This is a genomic window from Phenylobacterium sp. (genome assembly GCF_030654915.1).
Classification (GTDB): Bacteria; Pseudomonadota; Alphaproteobacteria; order Caulobacterales; family Caulobacteraceae; genus Phenylobacterium.
In genome coordinates, this window is sequence record NZ_JAURWM010000097.1 from 1 (window position 1) to 3,671 (window position 3,671).

At 61.6% G+C, this 3,671-nt stretch carries 9 protein-coding genes and 1 pseudogene; all 10 read right to left on the reverse strand.

The window, feature by feature from the left end; translation table 11 throughout:
- On the reverse strand, positions 1 to 324 hold a 324-nt coding region (gene rplE / locus Q7T84_RS04805; RefSeq protein WP_304806576.1), incomplete at its 3' end, for a 50S ribosomal protein L5.
- The gene (gene rplX, locus Q7T84_RS04810) at positions 317 to 631 is read right to left on the reverse strand and encodes a 50S ribosomal protein L24 (RefSeq protein ID WP_304806577.1); all 315 of its coding nucleotides are present in this window, start codon (positions 629 to 631) and stop codon (positions 317 to 319) included. The genes rplE and rplX, both read right to left, overlap by 8 nt.
- Positions 631 to 999 carry a 50S ribosomal protein L14 gene (gene rplN, locus Q7T84_RS04815; RefSeq protein WP_056018090.1) on the reverse strand — a complete coding sequence of 123 codons (369 nt, stop codon included), beginning with the start codon at positions 997 to 999 and terminating at the stop codon, positions 631 to 633. Before rplN ends, rplX begins: the two co-directional genes overlap by 1 nt.
- A 15-nt stretch (positions 1,000 to 1,014) precedes the next feature.
- Positions 1,015 to 1,266: a 30S ribosomal protein S17 gene (gene rpsQ, locus Q7T84_RS04820; RefSeq protein ID WP_056730061.1), complete on the reverse strand. Its 252-nt coding sequence runs from the start codon at positions 1,264 to 1,266 to the stop codon at positions 1,015 to 1,017.
- 13 nt (positions 1,267 to 1,279) lie between these two features.
- A complete protein-coding gene (gene rpmC / locus Q7T84_RS04825; RefSeq protein WP_304806578.1) occupies positions 1,280 to 1,474 on the reverse strand; it encodes a 50S ribosomal protein L29 in 195 nt (64 codons plus the stop codon).
- Positions 1,474 to 1,905: a 50S ribosomal protein L16 gene (gene rplP / locus Q7T84_RS04830; RefSeq protein WP_056730057.1), complete on the reverse strand. Its 432-nt coding sequence runs from the start codon at positions 1,903 to 1,905 to the stop codon at positions 1,474 to 1,476. Before rplP ends, rpmC begins: the two co-directional genes overlap by 1 nt.
- 9 nt (positions 1,906 to 1,914) lie before the next feature.
- Positions 1,915 to 2,670: a 30S ribosomal protein S3 gene (gene rpsC, locus Q7T84_RS04835; protein WP_304806579.1), complete on the reverse strand. Its 756-nt coding sequence runs from the start codon at positions 2,668 to 2,670 to the stop codon at positions 1,915 to 1,917.
- Positions 2,670 to 3,050, reverse strand: a complete 381-nt coding sequence (gene rplV, locus Q7T84_RS04840) for a 50S ribosomal protein L22 (RefSeq protein ID WP_056730052.1) — start codon at positions 3,048 to 3,050, stop codon at positions 2,670 to 2,672. The genes rpsC and rplV overlap by 1 nt, the downstream gene beginning before the upstream one ends.
- Before the next feature lie 2 nt (positions 3,051 to 3,052).
- A complete protein-coding gene (gene rpsS / locus Q7T84_RS04845; RefSeq protein WP_304806580.1) occupies positions 3,053 to 3,331 on the reverse strand; it encodes a 30S ribosomal protein S19 in 279 nt (92 codons plus the stop codon).
- 3 nt (positions 3,332 to 3,334) lie between these two features.
- Positions 3,335 to 3,671, reverse strand: a pseudogene (gene rplB / locus Q7T84_RS04850) (50S ribosomal protein L2); the annotation flags it as partial.

Below are 3,671 nucleotides of genomic sequence, written 5' to 3' on the forward strand. Positions count from 1 at the left end.
ACGGTCCAGGAACTCGTACATCTGGTCGCCGCGAAGGGTGACCTTGCCGCCGATGACCATGCCTTCGCGCAGCTTGAAGCCGGCGATGGAGTTGCGAGCCTTGGTCGGCTGCGGCTTCTGACCGGCGATCTTCGCCAGGTCGGCGATCGCCGAGTTGACCTTCTTGGAGTCCGAGACCGCTTCACCGATACCCATGTTCAGGACGATCTTGTCCAGCTTGGGGATCTGCATCTCGTTCGTGTAGCCGAACTGTTCCTTCATCGCCGCGCGGATGCGCTGGCGATATTCGGACTTCATCCGGGGTTCGTAAGCTTGCTCAGCCATTGATTACCTCACCGGTCGTCTTGGCGACGCGGACCTTCTTGTCGCCTTCGACCCGGAAGCCGACGCGGGTCGGCTTGCCCTTGGAGTCAACGATCGCCACGTTCGAAATGTGGAGCGCCGCTTCCTTGCTTTTGATGCCGCCTTGCGGGTCCGACTGGGTCGGGCGGGTGTGACGCTGAACCAGGTTCAGGCCTTCCACGACGACGCGGTCTTCCTTGGGCAGAACCTTCAGGACATTGCCTTGACGGCCCTTGTCCTTGCCGGTCAGGACCTGAACGCGGTCCCCTTTTTTGATCTTCGCGGCCATCACAGCACCTCAGGCGCGAGCGAAATGATCTTCATGTGGTTCTTCGCGCGCAGTTCGCGAGGAACCGGGCCGAAGATCCGCGTGCCGATCGGCTCGGATTGCTTGTTCACGATCACGGCGGCGTTCTTGTCGAACCGGATCACCGATCCGTCCTTACGCTTGATCGCCGAAGAGGTGCGCACCACGATAGCCTGGAGCACGTCACCCTTCTTCACACGACCGCGCGGGATCGCTTCCTTCACGGAGACGACAATCTTGTCGCCTACGCCAGCGTACCGACGGCCTGCGCCGCCGAGCACCTTGATGCACATCACACGACGGGCGCCGGAATTATCGGCGACCTCGAGGTTAGTCTGCATCTGGATCATTGGATGAGACTTTCTTTAAGAGGCTTGTTGGGCGCCGCCCTTAGGCAGCACTTCCCAGGTCTTGGTTTTCGATTTCGGCGCGCATTCGATGATGCGAGCGATTTCGCCGGCCTTATAGACGTTGGCCTCGTCATGGGCGTGGTACTTCTTCGACCGACGAACGGTCTTCTTCAGCACCGGATGCAGGAAGGTACGCTCGACCTTCACCACGATCGTCTTGTCACCCTTGTCGGAGACGACGACGCCTTCGAGAATTCGCTTGGGCATATTCGTAGTCTCCTTAGGCCGCGGTCTGCTTGGAACGCAGGACGGTCTTGATCCGCGCGATGGCCTTGCGGACCTCGTCGACGCGGTGGGTCTTCTCGACCTGCCCGGTTGCAGCCTGGAAGCGCAGGTTGAACTGCTCTTTTTTCAGGTTCAGCAGGCTTTCGCCGAGTTGGTCGGGCGTCATGCCCCGGATGTCTTCGATCTTCATCACGCGGCCTCCGCCACAGCGGCTTCGATGCGAGTGACGATGCGGGTCTTCACGGGAAGCTTGGCCGCGCCGAGGCGCAGAGCTTCACGAGCCACATCGTCCGGCACGCCGTCGATTTCAAACATGATGCGGCCCGGGTGAACGCGCGCGGCCCAGTACTCGACTGCGCCCTTGCCCTTACCCATCCGCACTTCGGCCGGCTTGTCGGTGACCGGCACGTCCGGGAAAATCCGGATCCACACGCGACCTTGGCGCTTCATCTGGCGAGTGATCGCCCGACGAGCCGCTTCGATCTGACGAGCGGTGATGCGTTCCGGTTCGACGGACTTCAGACCGTAGGAGCCAAAGTTCAGCGAGAAGCCGCCTTTAGCCGTTCCGTGGATCTTGCCCTTGAACTGCTTACGATACTTAGTTTTCTTCGGAGACAGCATGGCTCTACCTTAGGCTCCAGCTTGCTCACGACGGTCACGACGCGGGCCACGGTCCGGGCGATCGCCCGAACGACCGCCACCTTCGCCGGCCGGGCCGGATTCAGTGGCCAGGCGCTTGTCGAGAGCCATCGGATCGTGATCCAGGACCTCGCCTTTGAAGACCCACACCTTCACGCCGATAATGCCGTAGGTGGTGGTGGCTTCAGTGACCCCGTAATCGATGTCGGCGCGCAGGGTGTGACGCGGGACGCGGCCCTCGTGGTACGATTCCGTACGCGCGATTTCCGCACCGCCGAGACGACCGGCGACTTCGATCCGCATGCCCTTCGCACCCAGACGCATGCCGCTTTGCAGCGACCGCTTCATGGCGCGACGGAAGGCGACGCGGCGCTCGAGCTGTTGGGCGATGTTCTCGGCCACCAGCTGGGCGTCGGTTTCCGGCTTGCGAATTTCGACGATGTTCAGGTGAACTTCGCCGTCCGTGATCGCCGCGACGTCCTTGCGCAGCTTATCAATGTCCGCGCCCTTCTTGCCGATGATCACGCCAGGGCGCGCGGCATAGATGGTGATGCGGCACTTCTTGTGCGGACGCTCAATGATGATCCGCGAAACGCCAGCTTGATACAGGCGCTTCTTCAGCTGCTTGCGGATCTTGATGTCCTCATGCAGGAGCCGGCCGTAGTCCGCCTTCTTGGCGAACCAGCGCGAATCCCACGTGCGGTTGATGCCGAGGCGAAGCCCGACTGGATTTACTTTTTGACCCATCAGGCGGCCTCACCCAATTCGCGGACCACGATGGTGATCTCGCTGAACGGCTTTTCGATACGCGAAGCACGACCCCGAGCGCGAGCGGCGAAGCGCTTCATGACCAGGTTCTTGCCCACGAAGGCCTCGGCGACGACGAGATTGTCGATGTCGAGGTTGTGGTTGTTCTCGGCGTTCGAGATCGCCGAATAGAGCGCCTTGCGAACATCGCGAGCGATGCGCTTGTGGCTGAACTCCAGCTCGTTCAGGGCCCGTTGGACCTTGAGGCCGCGGATCGACTGAGCGACGAGGTTCAGCTTGCGGGGGCTGGTGCGCAGGGTCGTGATCTTGGCCATGGCCTCGATCCCGGACAGGCGGCGTGCTTTAGCTTGCTTAGCCATGGCTACTTCCTCTTCGCCTTCTTGTCGGCGGCGTGACCGGGGAAGTACCGGGTCGGGGCGAACTCACCGAGCTTCATCCCGACCATGTCTTCGCTGACCAGCACGGGAACGTGCTTCTGGCCATTGTGAACACCGAAGGTCAGACCGACGAACTGCGGCATGATCGTCGAACGACGCGACCAGGTCTTGATCACATCCTTGCGGCCTGAACCTAGAGCGGTCTCAGCCTTCTTAAGGAGGTATCCGTCAACAAACGGACCTTTCCAAACGGAACGGGTCATGGCTTACCGAGCCTTCCGGGCGTGGCGCGAACGGATGATATATTTATCCGTCGCCTTGTTAGTACGTGTCTTCGAGCCCTTGGTCGGCTTGCCCCACGGGGTGACCGGGTGGCGACCGCCAGAGGTGCGGCCTTCGCCGCCGCCGTGGGGGTGATCGACCGGGTTCATGACGACGCCGCGAACGTGCGGGCGGAAGCCCATGTGACGAACGCGACCGGCCTTACCCAGAACCTGGTTCATATGGTCCTGGTTGGACACCGCGCCGACCGTAGCCATGCAGGTGTCTTGGACCATACGCAGTTCGCCCGAGTTCAGGCGGATCTGGGCGTAGCCGGCGTCA